Below are 20829 nucleotides of genomic sequence, written 5' to 3' on the forward strand. Positions count from 1 at the left end.
GCTCAGGGTCATGCCGGCATCCGAGCGCCCCTGCCCCACTGCCGCTTCGTCTATTCTCTTCACTCCCTACCTATTCGACAGGAGCCACCATGTCCTGGCTGCAACTCAAGGCGCGTATCGCCCCCGACCACGCCGAGATTCTCGAGCATCTGCTGATGGAAGAAGGTGCCTGCGCCATCACCCTGCAGGACGCCGAGGATCAGCCACTGTTCGAGCCGGACCTCGGCAGCACGCCGCTGTGGAGCGAGACAGTGCTTACCGGCCTGTGGGATGGCACCGAAGGCATCGAGACCATGCGCGAGCGGGTCAAGGCCGGCTGGGCAGCGCTGATTCCCGATGAGCCCTGCCCGGAGATCGAGGTCGAGATTCTCGAGGATCGCGACTGGACACGTGAGTGGATGGACGGCTTCGAGCCGCTCAAGATGGGCCAGCGGCTGTGGATCGTGCCCAGCTGGCATGACGCGCCGGAACAGGACGCCGTCAACCTGATGCTCGACCCGGGTCTGGCCTTCGGCACCGGCACTCACCCGACCACCGCCCTGTGCCTGGAATGGCTCGATGGCCTGGCCGTGGAGGGCAAGCTCGCCCGGCACAGCGTGCTGGACTTCGGCTGCGGCTCCGGCATCCTGGCCATCGCCGCACTCAAGCTCGGCGCGGTGGATGCCATGGGAACCGATATCGATCCTCAGGCCCTGCAGGCCTCCCGCGACAACGCCCAGCGCAACGAGGTCAGCGACAGGCTGACACTGTGCTACCCGGACCGCCTGCCGGACGCGGGCTATCAAATCGTGGTCGCCAACATCCTGGCCGGCCCGCTGGTCGAGCTGGCCCCGCAGATCGCGGGCAGTGTGGCCCCGGGTGGCCTCCTGGCGCTCTCCGGCATTCTCGCGCCCCAGGCGGGAGACGTGCTCGAGGCCTATCGTGAGGCCGGCCTGATCATGGAAGAGCCCACCGAGCGCGATGGCTGGGTGCGCCTCAACGGCCAGCGCCCGCTCGAGGGCTGAGCCACGCGATACCATGAGTGCCGCAGCGCAGGGAATCCACGGCGCAAAGGAAGACCTCCGGAACGCGCCACGGATGAAATAGCCCTTCAAACCCTGCGGCGCTCTAGGTATCATGACGCCCCCGTGATGCCTGCATCGCGCGCCACCCCACTGCATGACACGAGCCCCATGACCGAGACATCCCTTCACGCCGAGCTCCCGCGCATCGGTGTGCACCAGTTGCCCAATCGCGTGATTCTGGCCCCGATGGCCGGCGTCACCGATCGCCCGTTCCGACAGCAATGTCGTGAGCTGGGCGCGGGGCTCGTGGTCTCGGAGATGGTGACCAGTGACAAGCGCCTGTGGAACACCGTCAAGTCGCGCACGCGCATGAATCATGCCGGTGAACCCGGCCCGCGTGCCGTGCAGATCGCCGGGGGCGATGCCGCGATGCTGGCCGAGGCCGCCGCGCTGAATGCCGAGATGGGCGCCGAGATCATCGACATCAACATGGGCTGCCCGGCCAAGAAGGTCTGCAACAAGGCCGCCGGGTCTGCCCTGATGCGCGATGAGCGGCTGGTCGGCGAGATTCTCGAGGCCGTGGTGCGTGCCGTGAAGGTGCCGGTCACGCTGAAGATGCGCACCGGCTGGTGCGAGGAAACACGCAACGCCATCACCATCGCGCGCATGGCCGAGAGTGCCGGCATCCAGGCGCTCTCCGTGCATGGTCGCACCCGTCAGCAGAAATATACCGGTGAGGCCGAATACGACACCATCGCTGCGGTGAAGGCGGCAGTCTCGATCCCGGTCTTCGCCAATGGCGATATCGACAGCGGCGAGAAAGCGCGACATGTGCTTGACTATACGGGCGCCGATGCCGTGATGGTCGGCCGTGCGGCCCAGGGCAACCCCTGGATCTTCCGCGAGATCAATCACTATCTGGCCACTGGCCAGGTAGCTTCCGGCCCGAGCGATGCGGAGCGTGCCCAGGTGATGCGCACCCATCTCGAGGCCCTGTATGAATTCTACGGTGACTACATGGGCGTGCGCATCGCGCGCAAGCATGTGGGCTGGTACCTGGCGACCCGCGAGGATGGCAGTGAGTTGAAGCGCAGCTTCAATCCTCTCGAGGAGCCCGATGAACAGCGCCAGTTCCTGACCCGCCTGTTCGGCGAGCCGGAAGGCATCGCCCGCACCGAGACGCAAGGAAGTCACGCAGCATGACCAGCAGGCACCCTCTATCCCCTGACGACGCAAGCCAGGCCACGCTGATGACGCCCGTTCGGCACCATCAGACCCTGCGCGAAGCCGTCGAGCATTCCATGGCGCGCTACTTCGCCCACCTGGATGGCGAGCAGGTCACCGACCTGCATGCCATGGTGATGGCCGAGGTCGAGGCGCCGCTGCTGGAAGCGGTGATGGCCCACGCCCAGGGCAACCAGACCCGCGCCGCCGATATGCTGGGCCTCAATCGAGGCACGCTGCGCAAGAAGCTCAAGCAGTTTGATCTGATCTGACCCCGCCGGGGCATCCTCACAGGTGCCCCGGCGTCTTTTTGTTGATCCACGAGTGGAGCATCATGCAAGCCAAGCCCCAAGCCATCCGTCGCGCCCTCCTGAGCGTTTCCGACAAGACCGGCATCGTCGAATTCGCCCGTGCCCTCGACGCCCGTGGCGTCGCCCTGCTGTCTACCGGCGGCACCTTCCGTCTGCTCAAGGACAACGGCCTGGCCGTGACCGAAGTCTCCGAGCACACCGGCTTCCCGGAAATGATGGATGGCCGGGTCAAGACCCTGCATCCCAAGATCCACGGCGGTATTCTCGGTCGACGCGGTCAGGATGATGCGGTGATGGCCGAGCACGGCATCGACCCCATCGACATGGTCATCGTCAACCTGTATCCGTTCGCCGCCACCGTGGCCAACCCGGATTGCTCGCTGGAAGACGCCATCGAGAACATCGATATCGGCGGCCCGACCATGGTGCGTTCCTGCGCCAAGAACCATGCGCACACCACCATCGTCGTCAACGCGGCCGACTACGACCGCGTGATCGCCGAGATGGATGCCAATGACAACGCCGTCAGCGACGAAGCGCGCTTCGACCTGGCCGTGGCAGCCTTCGAGCACACCGCCGCCTACGACGGCGCCATCGCCAACTGGCTGGGTCAGCGGGTCGAGGGTGGCAGTGAAGGTCTGCCGCGTCAGTACAACGTCAGCCTGAGCAAGAAGCAGGACATGCGTTACGGCGAGAACCCGCATCAGCAAGCGGCCTTCTACGTCGAGGACGGTGCCACCGAGGCCAGCGTCGCCACGGCCGTGCAGGTCCAGGGCAAGGCGTTGTCCTACAACAACGTCGCCGATACCGATGCCGCCTTCGAGTGCGTCAAGGCCTTCGACGAGACCGCCTGTGTCATCGTCAAGCACGCCAACCCGTGTGGCGTCGCCATCGGCGAGTCTGCCCTGGCCGCCTACGAGCGCGCCTATCAGACCGACCCGACCAGCGCCTTCGGCGGCATCATCGCCTTCAACGTGCCGCTGGACGCCGAGACCGCGCAGGCCATCGTCTCGCGCCAGTTCGTCGAGGTGATCATCGCCCCGGGAATCAGCGACGAAGCCGCTGCCATCGTCGCCACCAAGGCCAACGTGCGTCTGCTCGACGTCGCGGATGCCTGGGCGGCCGAGCGTACCGGCGGTCACGACTTCAAGCGCGTCACCGGCGGTCTGCTGGTGCAGGACCGCGATCAGGGCATGGTCGGCCGTGATGAACTCAAGGTCGTCACCGAGCGCGCGCCGAGCGAGCAGGAACTCAACGACCTGACCTTCGCCTGGAAAGTGGCCAAGTTCGTCAAGTCCAACGCCATCGTCTACATCAAGGATGGCCAGACCATCGGTGTGGGCGCCGGTCAGATGAGCCGCGTCTATTCGGCCAAGATCGCCGGCATAAAGGCCGCCGATGAAGGGCTGGAAGTGCCGGGCTCCGTGATGGCCTCCGATGCCTTCTTCCCGTTCCGTGACGGCATCGACGCCGCGGCGGCGGCCGGTATCACGGCCGTCATCCAGCCGGGTGGCTCCATGCGTGATCAGGAAGTCATCGATGCGGCCAACGAAGCCGGCATCGCCATGGTCTTCACCGGCATGCGTCACTTCCGTCACTGATCGACGGCTCTGACACATGATGTGTGAGCCTCTCTGACGCTCACGAAAAAGCCCCCGCCAGCGAATCGCTGACGGGGGCTTTTCGTATGCCGGGGCATCAACGCCTGCCCCTATTCGACAGGCAGTCTGACCAGGCGCAGGAAGTTGTCACGGGCGACATTGTGCGCCGTCTGTGGCGACAGGGCATCGAGGAATGGCGTGTAACTTGCCAGGATATCGCCCACCGAGCCGAAGCGCCCGACCACGTCACTGCCAAGCACGAAGCGCTGTGGGAAGCGCTCGACCAGCTTGACCCAGCGCGGGCGCGGCTGGCCCTTGTCATCCAGCAGATACGGCTCCAGCACTGACCAGGACAGGTCGATATTCAGGTTGGGATAGGTTTCCAGCATGCGCTCGATCTCGCCGTACAGCCATGTCATGCGCCCCAGGCGACGATTGAGCTCGGCACTGGTACCCGCATGTGCCCAGATGAAGGTCGTGTCCGGATTGTCGCGCACCGCACTCTCGAATTCCTCGAGATACAGCCCCTCATGCCCCTCACGCTTGCTGGTGACATTGGAATGCACCATCACCGGCAGGCCCTTCTCCGCCGCCAGCGCATAGACCTTTCTCAAGGCGGGATGATTGGCTCGTGGCGTCTCGCCCTCGGTCAGGCGCGTCAGGTCATCATGACGCGTGAAGACCTCGCCGATGCCTTTCCAGAAGCCGGGATAGATCGCCATCAACTGGCGAATCTCATCGGCAGCATTCAGATCAGTGGGGTTGAAGCCGGTGATGAACGGCGAGAAACGCGCCTGGACCGGCTCGGGAGCGCGAGTCAACGCCTCGGCCAGAATGTAATCGGTACCGGAGTACCAGTAGACCGGCCCATCATCACCCATGTAGTAACGCGGCTTCTTGGGCGCGTCCTGCTGCCATTTCTTGGCGACACCGATGCCCGTGATCAGGGCATGATCCACCTGCGCCTCATCCATGGCATCCAGCAAGGCCCCCAGGCCATCGCCCTGCTGGAAGAAGTCGACGAAGTGCAGGTGGGCGTCGCTGTAGTGATAATCGCGTGTCTCATCGGCAGCCACGGGCTCGGCGACAGCCATGCTGCCGGCAAGCCCCAACAGCAACACCAGCGCCCCCTGGAGGAGAGGACGCTGGCGCAGACAGGACAGGCGAGAGGAACGGACGGGGCGAGAGGCAAGCTTCAGCATGGGTGGCTCCGAGGAAAGATCGCTCGATTCTGCGGTGCCCACCCTTGCCGACGCAAGTGTCCTCAGCTCGCCAATACCGCACCATTCATGCCGGAGGGGCGGCTGGCCTGTTGTTCAGCTGCCTGCTGACGACGGGCAGTCACACGATTCCAGACCTTCTCGTGGAAGAAGAAGGCGACGGTGTTGACCGCAGGCTCGACGATGGCGACCAGACCGCCGACCACGATGTCACCGGTCAGCAGGTAGGTGACACCGAAGGCGATGGAGAAGTGCATGCTGGCAAAGGTCAATGTCTTGATCATGTTGGCTGCCCTCCGGGCGGTCTGTGCTCAGCGAGACGCTGAACCCCAGCGCGTCGCGTGTCTCTTGGTGGGCAACCTGTTGTTGCCTCGATGTAATGAATGATAGTGAGTCTCATCTGCAACTTGAAATCACTTTGCCCTACCCCGCTGATAAGGGCTGGCTATCAAGCGCTCGGATCACCACGCGCCACAGCCCACAGGATTGGGTAGAATGCGCAGCCGTACCATGCGATTGCATTCCCATCCACTCTGTCTCCTCAAGGTCGCCATGACGCCGCCACTCGACTCTGATGCCCTCCAGACGCTGCTTGAACGCCTGTCCAATGATGCCAGCCGCTGCTTCAACGAGGGCAAGGTCGCGGATTACATCCCGGCCCTGGCACAGGTGGACCCGGATCAGTTCGGGATTGCCGTCTGTCATGTCGATGGCCGCGTCCAGTATGCCGGGGATGCACACACGCGCTTCTCGATCCAGTCGATCTCCAAGGTCCACGCACTGGTACTGGCGATGCAGCGTCTGGAAAGCGACGAGATCTGGTCACGCGTGGGACGTGAACCCTCTGGCCAGGCGTTCAATTCGATCATGCAGCTGGAGGTCGAGAACGGCATTCCACGCAACCCGTTCATCAATGCCGGGGCACTGCTGATCACGGACCTGCTGGTCTCGCGCATCGTCTCGATCCAGAACACGCTGCGTGAACAACTCAGACGCCTGTCCGGCAGCCCCGACATCGGCTTCGACGAGAAGGTGGCGCGCTCCGAGATGGACCACAAGGCACGCAATGCCTCGCTCGCCTACCTGATGCAGGCCTATGGCAACGTGCACTCCGATGTGGATGACCTGCTGGACACCTACTTCCACAGCTGTTCGGTATCGATGAACTGCGTGGAGCTGGCCCGCAGCTTCGCCTTCCTGGCCAATCGTGGCGTCAATCCGCTGGATGGCAAGGAAGTGGTCTCGCCCTTGGAGACACGTCAGCTCAATGCGCTATTGCTGACCTGTGGGCTCTATGACGCGGCGGGAGACTTCGCCTGGCGCGTGGGCCTGCCGGGCAAGAGTGGTGTCGGCGGCGGCATCATCGCCATCCTGCCGGGACAGATGAGCATCTGTGTGTGGTCGCCGCGCCTGGACGGCTATGGCAACTCGATTGCCGGCCGGCATGCATTGGAAGGATTGGTGGCGGGAATGGGGCTGTCACCGCTGGGCTGAGAAGTGCGGGCTGACAATACTGAGCTGGGAAGCGGCCATAAAAAAGGGCAAGTCGCGTCCGCCACGCCACTCGCCCTGTCTTCAATCCTTGAAGACTATCACCACAGGTCCCGCTCTTTGACTGTAGCGTAAATAAGCATATCCACAAGTAAGAGAATGCCGACAAAGCACACCTGTCTTTGTCCCTGATCCGCGGTAAAAGACAGCGGCATACCGCTTTGGTCTGACACGCGCAGCGCGATCAATGCCCAAGACACCTCACCTCTACGACCAATGACGCATGGGCCTCTTGTCGCGAGATTGCCCCCTCTCGCGCATGCCGCTCTCTTATCAGCAGCGAAAGATCGCTCGCAGCAGCAGCGAAAATTCCATAGGTTGCAGACACGCTTGGCGGCAACAGGCCGAATGACTGAATGACATGAAAAAGCCCGCCCGGTGTCCCGGGCGGGCTTTTTGGCATCTGATGTCATGTCCGGTCATTGCCTTGAGCGCTGGCCATCCATCGACGATGCCACGTTCAAGGATGCAGGCTCATGCAGGGATCGACGGCGCAGACCCGATGACGAACGGCTCAGCCAAGTGAGAGACACAGATACTTGGTTTCCATGTACTCCTCGAGGCCATACTTGGAGCCCTCACGGCCCAGCCCCGATGCCTTGGTGCCGCCGAAGGGCGCGGCGGCGTTGGAGATCAGTCCGGTGTTGATACCGACCATGCCGTAATCCAGACCTTCCGAGACGCGCCAGACACGCTTGAGATCCGTGCTATAGAAATAGCTGGCCAACCCGAACTCGGTATCGTTGGCCATCTCGATGGCCTCTTCCTCGCTCTCGAAGGGGAAGATGGCTGCCAGCGGCCCGAAGGTTTCCTCACGGGCCACCTTCATCTCCGGCGTCACCTGCGAGATCAACGTCGGGGTGAAGAAACTGCCACCCAGCGGATGCGGATGGCCGCCCAGCAGCAGCTCGGCCCCCTTGTCGAGCGCATCCTGCACGTGATCCGTGACCTTCTCGACGGCGTCACCATCAATCAGTGGGCCGACCTTGACGCCCTCTTCCATGCCGTTGCCCACGGTCAACTCGGCATTCATCGCCGCTGCCAGCTTCTCGCTGAAGGCATTGACCACGCTGGACTGCACCAGGAAACGGTTGGTGCAGACGCAGGTCTGGCCGGCATTGCGGAACTTGGCTGCCATCGCGCCTTCCACCGCCGCATCGAGATCGGCGTCTTCGAACACCAGGAAGGGCGCATTGCCGCCAAGCTCGAGCGAGATCTTCTGGATATGCTGTGAGGCATTGGCCATCAGTCCGCGGCCAACTTCGGTGGAGCCGGTGAAGGTGACCTTGCGCACGAGACGCGAATCGGTCATCGCCTTGGCGATATCCCTGGCAGAGCCCGGCACCACGTTGAAGACACCACGCGGCACACCAGCGCGCTCCGCCAGCACCGCCAGCGCCAGCGCCGAGAAGGGAGTCTGACTGGCCGGCTTGACCACGATGGGGCAGCCCGCCGCCAATGCGGCACCCGCCTTGCGGGTGATCATCGATGACGGGAAGTTCCACGGCGTGATCGCCCCCACGACACCGACGGGTTGCTTGAGCACCATGATGCGCTGATCACGCTTGGCTGCCGGAATGGTGTCACCGTAGACTCGCTGCCCTTCCTCGGCGAACCAGCGCAGGAAGCTGGCGGCATACTGGATCTCACCGGCGGATTCGGCGAGTGGCTTGCCCTGCTCCAGGGTCATGATCTGCGCCAGGTCATCCTTGTGCTCCTGCATCAGGGCGTACCACTTCATCAGGATGTCGGCACGTTCCAGCGCGGGGGTTTCCTTCCAGTCAGCGAAGGCATTCTGGGCCGCCTCGATGGCACGCTCGGTTTCCGCATAGCCCAGACGAGGCACTCGGCCGATGATCTCGCCGGTGGCCGGATTGTCGACCTCTATCTGCTCACCGGAATCCGCGGCGACCCAACCACCATCAATATAGGCAAAGGGGCGAAAGAGACTGGTATCGTTGAGATGTTCCATGAAGACTCCAGAAGCATGCAGGTGGATCGAGGCGGCGTTGAGCGCTAGCCGAGACTATTCAAGACTAGCCTAATAGAACCTAGATGCGGGTTCAGTGCCAGAACCACAACCCTGCCAGCACCAGCCCTGCCATGGCCAGCCCCGTGATCACACGCCCCATAGGCCACTCGCGTCGGCCGGATGGCTGCTTGCCGGCCCCGACAGACGACGGCGGTACCTCACCGAGCTCGCGCTCCGGCGGCATCGACACGACACGCCGCGCCTTCTGCTGCTTGACCCGCGCATTGAACACCTGGCTCGCACGCCCGTCACGCACCTCGAAATCCACCGCCAGTCCCGGCCCCGGGAGACCGCGGCCGCGCCAACCGACAAGATCGAACACGTACTCGGCGCCCCTGTCATCCGTGATGACACCCTCCTGGGTGGCATCATCGAACCGAGTGATCTCTCCGATCATGCTGCCCCTCCTGACATCCCGTCTCTCCTGACTGTCTAGCGTCCGACACTTGCCGTCTGGATATGGTCTTCCCGGCTGTCCGACAGGGTGATGGACACCGAATCGGAGAAGCGCAGCGCATGCGGCTTGTCGATCTCGACCTGAGCCGTCAGCACCTGCTCATGCTGCATCACGATATCCAGCACTTCCCGCGTCATGCGCTCGAGCAATGCGAAACGCCCATCCTCGACATGCGCGATCAGCTGCTTGGTGATGGTGCGATAGTTGAGGGCTTCGCTGATGTGGTTGAACTGAACCGCACGCGCGGCGCGGTAGCGGATCACCACATTGATCACGACATCCTGACGATTCTGGATCTCGTCATCGTTGATCCCGATATAGGTGCGCAGACGCAGGTTCTTGATGCGAATGGTGGCAAGATCATGATCGAGATGTTCATCGTGCAAGGCATGCATCGGCATCGACGGGGACTCCTGAACAAGAGATGTCAGACAAACGACTCACAGACGACGACGCCGCCTCGAGAGGCGGCGTCGTGGCTATCGGATCAGCTGATCAGGGTCAGGAATTCCTGACGGGTCGGCTGATTCTCGCGGAAGGCCCCCAGCATCACGGAGGTCTTCATGCTGGAATTCTGCTTTTCCACGCCACGCATCATCATGCACATGTGGCGCGCCTCGACCACCACCGCCACACCCCGTGCGCCGGTCACCTGCTGGACCGCCTCAGCGATCTGCTTGGTGAGGTTTTCCTGGATCTGCATGCGGCGCGAGTACATGTCGGTGATGCGCGCGAACTTGGACAGCCCCAGCACCTTGCCCGCCGGCAGATAGGCGATATGGCACTTGCCGATGAACGGCAGCATGTGATGCTCGCACATCGAGTAAAGCTCGATGTCCTTGACCAGTACCATCTCGTCGGTGTCCGAGGTGAAGACGGCGCCGTTGACGATCTCCTCCAGCGACTGATGATAGCCATGGGTCAGGAACTGCATGGCCTTGGCAGCACGCATGGGCGTGTCCTGCAGGCCCTCGCGCTGCGGATCCTCACCCAATGCAGTGATGATCTGGCGGTAATGGTTGGCAATCTCTTCGGTCATCCGTCTGCCTATGGTATCGGTCAGGGGCGCGCATGAGCGCACGCATAGCAGGGGTAAAGCACATAACTTATACAATATCTTAACGTTGAATTGATCTTGTACAAGTTAGTGTTCAATGTCAGCGCAGATTCTACCTCAGGCCTGCCTCCAACGCAGGCCTGATCACGTCTTTCCCGCAAGGCCGCAACGACGACGCCCTCAACGCAAGGCGTCGAGGGCGTCGGGTCATGGGACTCAAGAATGGCCCACAGGTCTCCGGCGCGGGCGGCTCACGCCAGCCAGCGAGGAGCATCAAGCACGACTCGCTGCTGCTCAAGACTGCGGATGTGGTCATCCCAGTACCCCAGGCTCGCGACATGCGAGAAGGCCTGCGGGAAGGCGGGATCCGTCCAGCGCCGTACCACCCAGGCACTGTGACGCACCATGCGCAGCGTACGCAGTGTCTCGATCCACTTCAGCTCCCCGCGATTGAAGTCGCAGTGCTGCTCATATCCTTCCAGCACCTCGGACAACTGCATGTGGAGCTCGGGGTCACTCTCTCCCGTCAACAGCATCCACAGATCCTGAATGGCAGGCGCATTGAGACAATCATCGAAATCCACCAGCGCGAAGCTGTCATCCCGCCCCAGCATGTTGCCGATATGGCAGTCACCATGCGCACGCAGCAAGCCACTCTGCGGCCAGCTCTGCTCCGCCACCAGGGGGCGCAACGCCTCGATGACACGCTGATAGCTTTCACTCTGACGCTCACTCAGCCAGTCGGAGGCCAGCACGCTGTCACGACTCTCGTCGAGGATGCGCAGTGGCGTGAGCGTTTCACGCTCCTGGAAGAGGCCTTGACGTCCGACGGCGTGCACGCGACCGATCAGCTCTCCCAGATGGTAGAGGTGCTCGGGAGATTCGAGTTCGGGAGCCCGCCCGACCACATGGGGAAACAGCGCGAAGTCGAAGCCTTCGTGATGATGCAGGGTCTCCCCCCTGGCATCCGCCCAGGCGGGCGCACCGGGAACGCCCTCGGCTTCCAGCTCGGCCAGAAAGGCGTGTTCCTCGAGGATCTGGGCGCGGCTCCAGCGATCCGGACGATAGAACTTGGCGACCCAGCGCCGCCGGTCATCATCGGCCAGGTGATAGACCCGATTCTCATAACTGTTGAGCGCGAAGGGCTCGCCGGGCAACCAGAAACCAAGCGACTCGACGGCGGCCACGACACGATCCGGCGCAAGCGCATCAAAGGGATGTGAACGCTTGTCCAGTTCGCCTTCCCGGGATGACGCAGCCTCCCAGGTGTTGCCGTTGGCGCGCTCATCAAGCTCGCGCGAGGTGCCGGATGATTGCGAATCAGCAGGTGTAACAGGATCAATAGGCATGGCAATTCCTCGGGCATGGACCAGCAAACGGCTGCCGGACCTTGCATGCTATGAGATTAGACCCTCACACCGCCAGTCCCGCAGGCCATAGACCAATAGCATCATGACGAACCAGGCGGCGTACGCGCCAGCACACAGGCGACGACCTCTCGAGCCCCCGCCCGCTGACAGGCCTGCGCCAGGCTGTCGAGGGTCGCGCCACTGGTCATGACATCATCGATCAACAGCACGCTTTCCGGCAGAGGAGCGCTGATGTCATAACGTCCGCGTTGCGCCTTCAGACGTCCGCGCCGCCCCCGCAGACGCTGATCCTCATCGGCCGCATGTCCCGAGCGAATCCGCACCACGTCACCGCGTTGTCGTTCACGCACCCGCAGACCACGCGTCAGCTCCACCAGCACCTCATGCCCCCGCGTTCGTCGCCGTCGCGAATCCCCCGGCACCAGGATGACCCATGCCTCGGGACGTGCTGCCAGCCACTCCCGGCAGAACGGGGCCAGCTCTCGCGTCATCAATTGACGCAGCAGGAGCCCGGCACGCCTCTGATGCTGGTCCTTGTAACGCTGGAAGAGACCCGCGATCAGCCCCTCATAGCGCAATGGAGCGTATACGTGCTGATAGGCCGGTGGCGTCCGCAGACACCGTGCACAGGCCACCTGACTCAATGCCTCGGAGGCCACCGGCTCGGCACAGCACGGGCAGGCATGACGATTGCGCACGATCCGCTCTTCACAGGCCTCGCACCAGTCGCCATGGCGACCCCTCGGGCGCCTGCCATGCGCATGCCCTCGTTGCTGCTGCAGGCAGAAGGCACAGGGGCGTGACACACGCCTCCTGTCAACCAGCAGACCTTCTAGCGTTGACAGCACTCGCGAAAACTCTATCATTTCAGTCAACCCTCATTCATGAATCGCGTTGACTGACCGACAGCCGTTGCTCGCGGGACTGGATGGCGGCGTGCGCCTGACCCGAAGACACTGGCGATCGTCCGGCGCTGACTGCCACCTGACGCGTCTCACTGCCTGCCTGAAGAAGGATCTCACTCCCATGACCGTAGAAGCCCCGAGCGTGACCACGCAAACCTCGCACGACGAACGGACCAACGCAGATGGCGAGGTACGTCACGACTGGCGCGTCGAGGAAATCGAAGCGTTGTTCGCCCTGCCCTTCAATGACCTGCTGTTCCGGGCCCAGCAGGTCCACCGCCAGCACTTCGATCCGAATGCCGTCCAGGTCTCGACCCTGCTGTCGATCAAGACCGGCGCCTGCCCGGAGGACTGCAAGTACTGCCCGCAGTCAGGCCACTACAACACTGGCCTGGGCAAGGAAAAGCTGATGGAGATCCAGAAGGTGGTCGAACAGGCCCGCGCCGCCAAGGATGCCGGTGCCAGCCGTTTCTGCATGGGCGCCGCCTGGAAGAGCCCGCGGGAGCGCGATCTCGAGGTGGTCACCGAGATGGTGCGTCAGGTGAAATCACTCGGACTGGAAACCTGCATGACGCTGGGAATGGTCGATACCGATCAGGCCAGAAAGCTCGCGGATGCCGGCCTCGACTACTACAACCACAATCTGGACACCTCACCGGAGTACTACGGCGAGATCATCACCACGCGCAGCTACAGCGAGCGCCTGGACACCCTGGCCAGCGTGCGCGAAGCCGGCATGAAGGTATGCTCCGGCGGCATTCTCGGCATGGGGGAAACCACCACGGATCGTGCCGGCCTGCTGCGCCAGCTGGCCAATCTGCAACCACAGCCGGAATCGGTGCCGATCAACATGCTGGTCAAGGTGGCGGGCACACCGCTGGAAAATGTCGAGGATCTCGACCCCATCGAGTTCATCCGTGCCATCGCCGTGGCGCGCATCATGATGCCGAAGAGCCACGTGCGCCTGTCCGCCGGTCGCGAGCAGATGGACGATTCCACCCAGGCGCTGGCCTTCCTCGCCGGTGCCAACTCCATCTTCTATGGCGAGCGTCTGCTGACCACCGGCAATCCGCAGGCCAACCGTGACCGCGAGCTGTTCGAGCGCCTTGGCCTGCACCCGGAAACCCGCCAGGAAGTCGCCAGTGACGATGTGCGGGAAGCGGCGCTCAAGGCGGCCATGGAAGAACAGGCGCGCGCCAACGTCGAAGGCAGCCTGTTCTACGATGCCACCCGCGAGGCGACGCCCGCCAGCGATGAAGGCCACGTCCGTGAACGCAAGCCCTGCGGTCTGGTGGTCTGATCCCACGTGGCCACCGACATGCCCACCCGCTCACACACGCGCTCCAGTGGCGGCGCAAGCTTCGCCCACCTGGACGACCTGCTCGCCAGACGCGAGCAGGTCGGGCGCTATCGCCGGCGCCTGACACTGGGCTCCCCACAGGGGCCCAACGTCAGCCTCTCCGGGCAGGCAGCAGATGAAGAGGCACGTCCGCTGCTCAACTTCGCCGCCAACGACTACCTGGGGCTGGCCAACCACCCGGCACTGGTCGAAGCCGGCTGTCGTGCAGCCCGGAAATTCGGTGTCGGCAGCGGCAGCGCTCACCTGGTCAATGGCCACCAGCGCGCTCACCACCAGCTGGAAGCCCGTCTGGCCAAATTGACCGGACGCCCGCGTGCGCTGCTGTTCTCCACCGGCTTCATGGCCAATCTCGGCGTGATCGATGCGCTCGCGAGCGCCTCGCGCGAGGCCGGGCGCACTCTCGAGATCTTTCATGACCGTCTCAACCACGCCAGCCTCCTCGATGGCGCGCGGCTGGCATCCTCCGGCAACTCAACCGTGCGCTCGCGCCGCTTCCATCATCGCGACCTCGAGGATCTCGAGCGCCAGCTGGCACGCTCACAGGCCGACGACAGACTGGTGATCAGCGATGGCGTGTTCAGCATGGATGGCGACTGTGCCGATATCACGGGCCTCGCTCGGGCATGTGCTCGCCATGGCGCCTGGCTGATGATCGACGATGCGCATGGGGTGGGCGTGCTGGGCGAGCACGGCGAAGGACTGGTCGGACGGGACACTCCGCTGGCCGAAGTGCCGGTATTGGTGGGCACGCTGGGCAAGGCCCTGGGCAGCGCTGGCGCCTTCGTCGCCGGCAGCGAGGCATTGATCGAAAGCCTGATCCAGCTGGCCCGCCCGTATATCTACACCACGGCGCAACCCCCGCACGTCGCTGCCGCCACCCTGGCAGCGCTGGATATCGTCGAGCAGGAACCACAGCGACGCGAGCACCTGGCGGCGCGCGTACGACAGTTTCGCGAGGGGTGTGCAGCTCTGCTGGCAGGCAGTGATCTGGCGCTCGGCCTGCCCCCGGTGACGGCAGGCGCCCCCTCGCTCCTCACTGACCCGATGACACCGATCCAGCCACTGATACTCGGTAGCGAAACTCGTGCCCTTGCCTGGAGCGCGGCACTGCGCGAGCGAGGCATTCTGGTATCTGCCATTCGCCCCCCGACGGTCCCAGCCGGCAGTTCACGCCTGCGCTTCACCTTCAGTGCCGCGCACAGCGAGAACGATGTCGAGACTCTGCTGGCCGCCCTCAGGGAGGTGCTGGAATCGAGCACTACCAGACCCACCACGGGGGCCGAGACATGACGCGATTGACACGTCTGGTGCTGTTCAACGGCTGGGGTATCGATGCCCGCATCTGGCAACCCTTGAAGACGCGACTGGCCGAGCGACAGCAAGCTGCCGAACGAGAGCGGACTGCCGGACCTGCGACACGCCCGATCGAGATCGTGACGGCAGACTGGCCCCTTGCGGCGCCTGACGATCCCGAAGCAGCTCCTTCGCACCTCGGCGGAGCGGACACGCTGTGGCTGGGCTGGTCATTGGGTGCGCTACGCGCCGAGGCACTCGCGACTGCGCTGCCGATGGACCAACGGCCCGCGGCACTCATCGCGTTGGCCATGGGGCCGGCGTTCATCACGCCGGATCACGCGACTCCCGAGACGACTCTTGCTCATCGCAGGTCCCCGGCGCCCCTTCCGGCACTGCCCAGCACCACGCTCACCACTTTCCAGACAGCCTTTGCCCGCTCTCCGCTCGCCAGCTGGCAGCATTTCCTGCGCTGGCAGGCCAGTGGCGAGCCTGACCCGCGCGACTGCCTGCGGCAGTTGCGTGAATTGATCGGCACTCGCCCTGAAAGCTCTGTCGATGCACTCTCGGCAGGGCTCGAGGAGCTGGCCACGCGGCGAATGTCACTGACACGAGCAGGTCCGAATCTCGAGTTCTGGCTGGGCCGGGATGATCCATTGCTGGCACCGGGACTTGCCGAGGCACTGCGTGATCACGGCCATCAGGTGGTGGAATATTGCGGCGGACATTGTCTGCCACTGAATCACCATGATGACCTGGCCGATGCCCTGCTGACTCGCATGGGCCATGTCGTCGTTGCAAGGGAAGAAGACTGAGATGCAGATGGTGACCCTGCCCCACGCGACGTCGCGCCAGCGTATCGCTCAGGCCTTCGATCGCGGCGCGAGCGAATACCTCACCCTGGCACGCGCCCAGCATGTCATGGCCAGCCGATTGTTCGAGACCTTGCCGACAACGCTTCCGGATGCTGCGGTGGTGCTGGACCTGGGGTGCGGCCCCGGCCAGTGGACACGTGAGCTGGCGTGCCACTACCCCACCGCACGTTGCCTGGGGCTGGATCTGTCGATGGCCATGCTCAGAGAGGCCTCGAGATCCCCCGACACGCCGCCTCGGCACATGACACTGGGCAACTCGCAACCTCCTATCCACTGGTTGCGCGGCGATGCCGAGCGCCTGCCAGTGGCCGACAACAGTCTGGACCTGGTGTTCTCGAGCCTGGCAGTGCAATGGTGCCACACCCCCCGCCATTGGCTGGGGGAGCTTGCGCGTGCTCTGAAGCCGGGTGGCAGGGCGCACATCAATACGCTCGGACCAGGCACATTGGCAGAGATCCGCCATGCCTGGCAGCGACAGGATGACTCGGTCCGACACTTTCCCTCCCGAGAGCAGCTGATCGACTGGGCACGGCGCACTGGCCTCAAGGTGCATTGTCAGACACATCGTCATGTCTTCCATTATCCTGACGTCTCGGCCGTGATGCGCTCCATCAAGGGAATAGGCGCCCAGACAGCGAGCGGGTATCGCCTGACACGTGCGGATCTGGCCCAGGCGACCGCCCGACACGAGGCGCTTCGCACATCGCAAGGATTACCTGTAAGCTATCAAGTCATTGAACTTGTCATGGAAAAATCAGTCACAGACTGACAAACATCAACGCGAACACTTTGCAGAAAGATAACGAAATGCCATCAGCGCACTTGAGCAATACCAGCCAGCCTTCCGCCTCCCATGCCATCCCCCACGGCATCGCGGCCTTCGTGACCGGCACCGACACGGAAATCGGCAAGACCTTCATCGCAAGCGCCTTGCTGGCTCGTGCCCGCATGCGGGGCCTGAGCACTCTCGGACTCAAGCCCGTGGCGTCAGATTGTTTCGAGAGTCACGACGGGCTGGTCAATGCCGATGCCCTGTCGCTGCAGGCACAGTGCGAGCCGCCCGCGGATTACGAGAGCATCAATCCCTGGCGATTCGCTCCGGCCATCGCGCCACACATCGCCGCACGCCAGGCAGGCGTGAGTCTCGAAGTGGCCAGGATCTCTCGACACATTCGTCACCAGCGCGAGACGGCCCCGCGTGACCTGACCTTGATCGAGGGAGCAGGCGGCTGGCGCGTTCCGCTCAATGACGAGGAAGATTTCTCGGATCTGGCCATCGCCTTGGGGCTACCGGTGATCCTGGTGGTAGGCCTGAGACTCGGGTGCATCAATCATGCACGTTTGACCCTGGAAGCCATCGAGCGCGATGGGCTTGAGGTGGCAGGCTATGTCATCAACCATCTGGAAGCCGACATGGAAGTCAGTGAAGACAACATGGCGACGTTGTCGCGCACGCTGAAAGCGCCCTGTCTCGGCGTGGTGCCTTGGGTGCGTGATGATGACCTCACTGACAGCCGCCATGCGGCAGAACGCGCCGCGAGCTATCTGCAATTGCCCTGCGGACTCGAGTCACGCAGCCAACATGGCCACCATGACTGACAAGCCGTCGCTATGGCCTCCCTCAAGGGATAATTGGCCACAAGCGATTGACTTGAAAGGCATCGCAGGTAAAATGCACGCCAGCTTCTCGCGGAAGTGGTGGAATTGGTAGACACGCCAGATTTAGGTTCTGGTGCCGCAAGGTGTGGGGGTTCGAGTCCCCCCTTCCGCACCATCAGCACATCCTGCTGATGCCCTCTCGAAGCATCCTCTCTGTCTTTCCTGATCTATCCCCTGCTCCATCAGTCCGCTGTCCACATGATGCGACCTTTCATGGGATACGACTTTCCATGTGCTTCTCACGCGTATCGCGATCTCTCGTAGTGGCTTGCCGCACGCTGCATTCCCATGGCGTCGGGCTTGTGTACTCCGTCATTTCCCCTTGCCGTTCTCGCTAGCCGTTTCCCCTTGGCTTCTCCCTCTGTCGTCACACTCCAGTCGTTTCCCTGTCGGATTCAGCGCCCCCTTTCAGCGTCCAATCGCTTGCATCGAGGAAACGACATCCTCGCTGTCTTTGTCTGGCTCAACGAGGCCTCAGCCTGTCCTGCAGCGTCGCCAGCGTCAGGCGCGCGTCGTCCAGAAGTGCCTGTTGCTCATGACGATCATGATACGCCTCACCGGCCGCTGCCAGTTGCAGATTCAGATACTCGACACCGCTGGTGAAGCGATAGAACGCCTTGTGCGAGGCCACGGCACGGAATGCCTCGAGCTGATCTCCGGGCACCTCAAGCGGTCTGCCGGCGATGACCTCGGGCTCAGCCTCGCGAAGTGTCGCAAGCAGTGGCCTCACGGCAGCATTCCACTCGTGACGACGCGGTAGATGGCGTGCGAGCAAGAATCCGACGAAGCCGCCAAGCACTATCCCACCAAGGCCCCACAGCAGTTCACTTGTCATGTTGGTGTCTCGGTGCATCCATCAGTGATCCAGCATCCTGGTAATAAAGCATGAGTCCTTCTGATACTAACGCGCTGGTGCGCAAGGGGTGTAGCGCCTTGACGGAATCCTCCATTCCCGACATCCGTCATGGGACCTTCGTCCTACAAGATCGGCCTGCTGCAGCGGGCGATCACGCCATCAGCGCCAGGCGTTCAGGGACCGGCTCAGCGAGCCCGCCCGCGGACTCACTGCGCCCGCCCTCCCCACAGAATCAGCGCACTGCCCAGCAGGCAGACCAGCGAGCCGAGCAGATCCCAGCGACCCGGCACCTGTTGCTCCACCAGCCAGAGCCAGAGCAGCGAGGTGACGATATATACCCCACCATAGATGGCAAAGGCTCGCCCCGCCTGATCGACATCCACCAGCGACAGCAACCAGGCAAACGCACCAAGGCTCATCATGCCCGGGATCAGCCACAAAGGGCTGCGATCCAGTTTCCACCACGCCCAGAAGGCGAAACAGCCGGCAATTTCCGCCAGTGCCGCCAAGGGATAGATCCATACGATTGCCATGACGATATCCTTGCAGGGAAAGATGACAGCGCCTCATCACCTGTCGTGATCAGACGACTCCCCTGTACGAGAAAAAGCGAATAGGATTGACCTGCGGCTGACAGGAACCTCGGGGCCACCCGGACGCCAACCGCTTCCCACGAAAACAATGCCAGGATTGGCGACGTCTTGCGGCGCAGCATAGCGCGACGCGACGTGATGACAAGGAACCTGCAGATGACTCGGCCACGTCTGATCATCAACCGTCTGGATGCGGATCGCATTCAGCGCCTGATCGATAGCCAGCAGCATGATGACGAGCTGGCAACCCGCCTGGAAAGCCGCCTGATTCAGGCGGAGATCGTGCCACCGGATGACTTCCCGAACAATCACGTCAGCATGCGCAGTCATCTGCGCCTCACCGGCTCTCGCTCTGGCCATCATGAACTGATGCTGCGTTATCCAGACCCCGCAAGCGAGGAATGCATTCCGTTCGCCTTCGGCTCCACCGCGCCTTCCCTCCAGTCGGCCATAGCCCCGCTGTGCATCATGTCCCCCCTGGGGATCGCCCTGCTGGGACTGGCTGTCGGCGAGCAGATCACCCTGCCCTGCGAGGATGGCCTGAGCGACATCATCCGTGTCGATGCCATCCTGCATCAGCCAGAGGCCTGTGGTCAGTTCCACCTCTGAATTCGCCGCCAGCGCTGTCGCCTTCTCGCCCGCGCTGGCGCGGCAGACCCCAGACCGGCCAGGCTGACAGCCGCCCTGTGCCCTGCCGGCCGACACGATACGCTATGATGAAAGTCAGCAGGGTTGCCGGACCTTGCTGCATCACGCCAATGCTCTCTGACCTCCCCACGCCACCTATCCCGCTGCGCACGCGCCAGCCGGGCACTCATCATGTCTGTCAGGAGATCTTCACATGGGCATCTCATCGCACTCGCACATGAGTCTTGGCGCTCAGGCGCGCCTCAAGGAATCGCTGGCCCACTACTCGGCCAGCCATCGGCACCCCGACAATATTCGTCTGCATCTCATCTGTGTACCGCTCATCTTCACCGCGACGCTGATCCTTGTCTGGCGGCTGCTGGGGGGCCAGGGGATGTCCAGCGAACCCGGCGCGGGACTGTGGATGCTGCCCGGCGGCCTGCTGACCCTCGCTGCGCTCGGGTTCTATGCCCGACTCTCGTGGCGCGCATCGCTGGTGATGCTGGTCTGGAGCCTGATCAGTCTTGCCGCGATGTTCGCGATGCTTGGCCTACGCTGGCCAGTGGTCCCGTTGATGGTGGCAATCTTCCTGCTTGCCTGGGTCGGTCAGATCATCGGCCACCGTCTCGAGGGGCGAAAACCCGCATTTCTCGATGACCTGCGCCAGCTTCTCATCGGCCCGCTGTTCGTACTTGTCGAACTGTTTCCCGACCTGCGTGACTGGCTTCTCGCATCCAAATCCTCCTCTGACGACGCCTGAGTCCGCCCTCTGCCATGCAAAGATCTGCAATGCAAAGGCCTGAAACGCAAACGCCCAGCGATCCGGAAGGATCG

The 20829-nt window shown here is 63.0% G+C and carries 22 protein-coding genes and 1 tRNA gene; 13 read left to right on the forward strand and 10 right to left on the reverse strand.

Going from position 1 to position 20829, the window contains the following annotated elements:
- The first annotated feature begins 89 nt into the window (after window positions 1-89).
- From prmA to purH, 4 genes are all read left to right on the forward strand, one after another.
- Complete coding sequence (gene prmA / locus ACZYGA_RS05235; RefSeq protein WP_077371862.1) at window positions 90-1004, forward strand: 50S ribosomal protein L11 methyltransferase; 915 nt, start codon at window positions 90-92, stop codon at window positions 1002-1004.
- A gap of 168 nt (window positions 1005-1172) precedes the next feature.
- A complete protein-coding gene (gene dusB, locus ACZYGA_RS05240) occupies window positions 1173-2207 on the forward strand; it encodes a tRNA dihydrouridine synthase DusB (RefSeq protein WP_077373125.1) in 1035 nt (344 codons plus the stop codon).
- Window positions 2204-2500: a DNA-binding transcriptional regulator Fis gene (fis, locus tag ACZYGA_RS05245; RefSeq protein ID WP_043331993.1), complete on the forward strand. Its 297-nt coding sequence runs from the start codon at window positions 2204-2206 to the stop codon at window positions 2498-2500. Before dusB ends, fis begins: the two co-directional genes overlap by 4 nt.
- 62 nt (window positions 2501-2562) lie before the next feature.
- Window positions 2563-4140: a bifunctional phosphoribosylaminoimidazolecarboxamide formyltransferase/IMP cyclohydrolase gene (gene purH, locus ACZYGA_RS05250; RefSeq protein WP_479398527.1), complete on the forward strand. Its 1578-nt coding sequence runs from the start codon at window positions 2563-2565 to the stop codon at window positions 4138-4140.
- Between the two features lie 110 nt (window positions 4141-4250).
- Here the strand turns inward: purH and ACZYGA_RS05255 are convergent, their stop codons facing one another.
- Window positions 4251-5342 carry an amidohydrolase family protein gene (locus ACZYGA_RS05255; protein WP_479398528.1) on the reverse strand — a complete coding sequence of 364 codons (1092 nt, stop codon included), beginning with the start codon at window positions 5340-5342 and terminating at the stop codon, window positions 4251-4253.
- 62 nt (window positions 5343-5404) lie between these two features.
- Entirely contained in the window at window positions 5405-5644 is a 240-nt protein-coding gene (locus tag ACZYGA_RS05260; RefSeq protein WP_077371853.1) for a DUF2061 domain-containing protein, read from the reverse strand.
- Between the two features lie 211 nt (window positions 5645-5855).
- On the opposite strand from ACZYGA_RS05260, the gene glsB reads away from it, so the two are divergent.
- The gene (gene glsB / locus ACZYGA_RS05265) at window positions 5856-6854 is read left to right on the forward strand and encodes a glutaminase B (protein WP_254696424.1); all 999 of its coding nucleotides are present in this window, start codon (window positions 5856-5858) and stop codon (window positions 6852-6854) included.
- 571 nt (window positions 6855-7425) lie between these two features.
- Here the strand turns inward: glsB and ACZYGA_RS05270 are convergent.
- The 6 genes from ACZYGA_RS05270 to ACZYGA_RS05295 all read right to left on the reverse strand — a co-directional run bounded on the left by ACZYGA_RS05270 (window position 7426) and on the right by ACZYGA_RS05295 (window position 12525).
- Window positions 7426-8883: an NAD-dependent succinate-semialdehyde dehydrogenase gene (locus ACZYGA_RS05270; protein WP_084209170.1), complete on the reverse strand. Its 1458-nt coding sequence runs from the start codon at window positions 8881-8883 to the stop codon at window positions 7426-7428.
- A gap of 91 nt (window positions 8884-8974) precedes the next feature.
- Entirely contained in the window at window positions 8975-9340 is a 366-nt protein-coding gene (locus tag ACZYGA_RS05275; RefSeq protein WP_279874199.1) for a hypothetical protein, read from the reverse strand.
- A 35-nt stretch (window positions 9341-9375) separates the two neighbouring features.
- On the reverse strand, window positions 9376-9801 hold the full coding sequence (gene folX, locus ACZYGA_RS05280; protein WP_077371844.1) for a dihydroneopterin triphosphate 2'-epimerase: 426 nt from the start codon (window positions 9799-9801) through the stop codon (window positions 9376-9378).
- 86 nt (window positions 9802-9887) lie between these two features.
- Complete coding sequence (folE, locus tag ACZYGA_RS05285) at window positions 9888-10439, reverse strand: GTP cyclohydrolase I FolE (protein WP_077371842.1); 552 nt, start codon at window positions 10437-10439, stop codon at window positions 9888-9890.
- Between the two features lie 269 nt (window positions 10440-10708).
- Window positions 10709-11692, reverse strand: coding sequence for a serine/threonine protein kinase (locus tag ACZYGA_RS05290; protein WP_373996117.1), 984 nt, complete (start codon window positions 11690-11692; stop codon window positions 10709-10711).
- 215 nt (window positions 11693-11907) lie between these two features.
- The gene (locus tag ACZYGA_RS05295) at window positions 11908-12525 is read right to left on the reverse strand and encodes a ComF family protein (protein ID WP_479398529.1); all 618 of its coding nucleotides are present in this window, start codon (window positions 12523-12525) and stop codon (window positions 11908-11910) included.
- 328 nt (window positions 12526-12853) lie between these two features.
- Between ACZYGA_RS05295 and bioB the strand changes: the two genes are divergently transcribed.
- The 6 genes from bioB (at window position 12854) to ACZYGA_RS05325 (ending at window position 18034) form a co-directional block, all read left to right on the forward strand.
- On the forward strand, window positions 12854-14032 hold the full coding sequence (bioB, locus tag ACZYGA_RS05300) for a biotin synthase BioB (protein WP_279874204.1): 1179 nt from the start codon (window positions 12854-12856) through the stop codon (window positions 14030-14032).
- A gap of 18 nt (window positions 14033-14050) precedes the next feature.
- Window positions 14051-15382 carry an aminotransferase class I/II-fold pyridoxal phosphate-dependent enzyme gene (locus ACZYGA_RS05305; RefSeq protein WP_479398531.1) on the forward strand — a complete coding sequence of 444 codons (1332 nt, stop codon included), beginning with the start codon at window positions 14051-14053 and terminating at the stop codon, window positions 15380-15382.
- Window positions 15379-16200 (forward strand): alpha/beta hydrolase family protein, encoded by an 822-nt coding sequence (locus tag ACZYGA_RS05310; RefSeq protein WP_479398532.1) that lies wholly within the window; start codon window positions 15379-15381, stop codon window positions 16198-16200. The genes ACZYGA_RS05305 and ACZYGA_RS05310 overlap by 4 nt, the downstream gene beginning before the upstream one ends.
- Before the next feature lies 1 nt (window position 16201).
- Window positions 16202-17029, forward strand: coding sequence for a methyltransferase domain-containing protein (locus tag ACZYGA_RS05315; protein WP_479398534.1), 828 nt, complete (start codon window positions 16202-16204; stop codon window positions 17027-17029).
- 38 nt (window positions 17030-17067) lie between these two features.
- On the forward strand, window positions 17068-17859 hold the full coding sequence (gene bioD / locus ACZYGA_RS05320; protein ID WP_077371825.1) for a dethiobiotin synthase: 792 nt from the start codon (window positions 17068-17070) through the stop codon (window positions 17857-17859).
- Between the two features lie 90 nt (window positions 17860-17949).
- Window positions 17950-18034: transfer RNA gene (locus tag ACZYGA_RS05325), tRNA-Leu, on the forward strand.
- Window positions 18035-18382: 348 nt separating this feature from the next.
- Here the strand turns inward: ACZYGA_RS05325 and ACZYGA_RS05330 are convergent.
- Window positions 18383-18754, reverse strand: a complete 372-nt coding sequence (locus ACZYGA_RS05330; protein WP_479398536.1) for a hypothetical protein — start codon at window positions 18752-18754, stop codon at window positions 18383-18385.
- 227 nt (window positions 18755-18981) lie between these two features.
- Window positions 18982-19308, reverse strand: a complete 327-nt coding sequence (locus ACZYGA_RS05335; RefSeq protein WP_077371819.1) for a YnfA family protein — start codon at window positions 19306-19308, stop codon at window positions 18982-18984.
- 216 nt (window positions 19309-19524) lie between these two features.
- Between ACZYGA_RS05335 and ACZYGA_RS05340 the strand changes: the two genes are divergently transcribed.
- Together ACZYGA_RS05340 and ACZYGA_RS05345 are read left to right on the forward strand one after the other, a co-directional pair.
- Window positions 19525-19977, forward strand: coding sequence for a GreA/GreB family elongation factor (locus ACZYGA_RS05340; RefSeq protein WP_191236657.1), 453 nt, complete (start codon window positions 19525-19527; stop codon window positions 19975-19977).
- 232 nt (window positions 19978-20209) lie between these two features.
- Window positions 20210-20755 carry an Mpo1 family 2-hydroxy fatty acid dioxygenase gene (locus ACZYGA_RS05345; RefSeq protein WP_479398537.1) on the forward strand — a complete coding sequence of 182 codons (546 nt, stop codon included), beginning with the start codon at window positions 20210-20212 and terminating at the stop codon, window positions 20753-20755.
- Window positions 20756-20829 lie beyond the last annotated feature (74 nt).

The organism is Cobetia sp. BL01 (genome assembly GCF_056493605.1).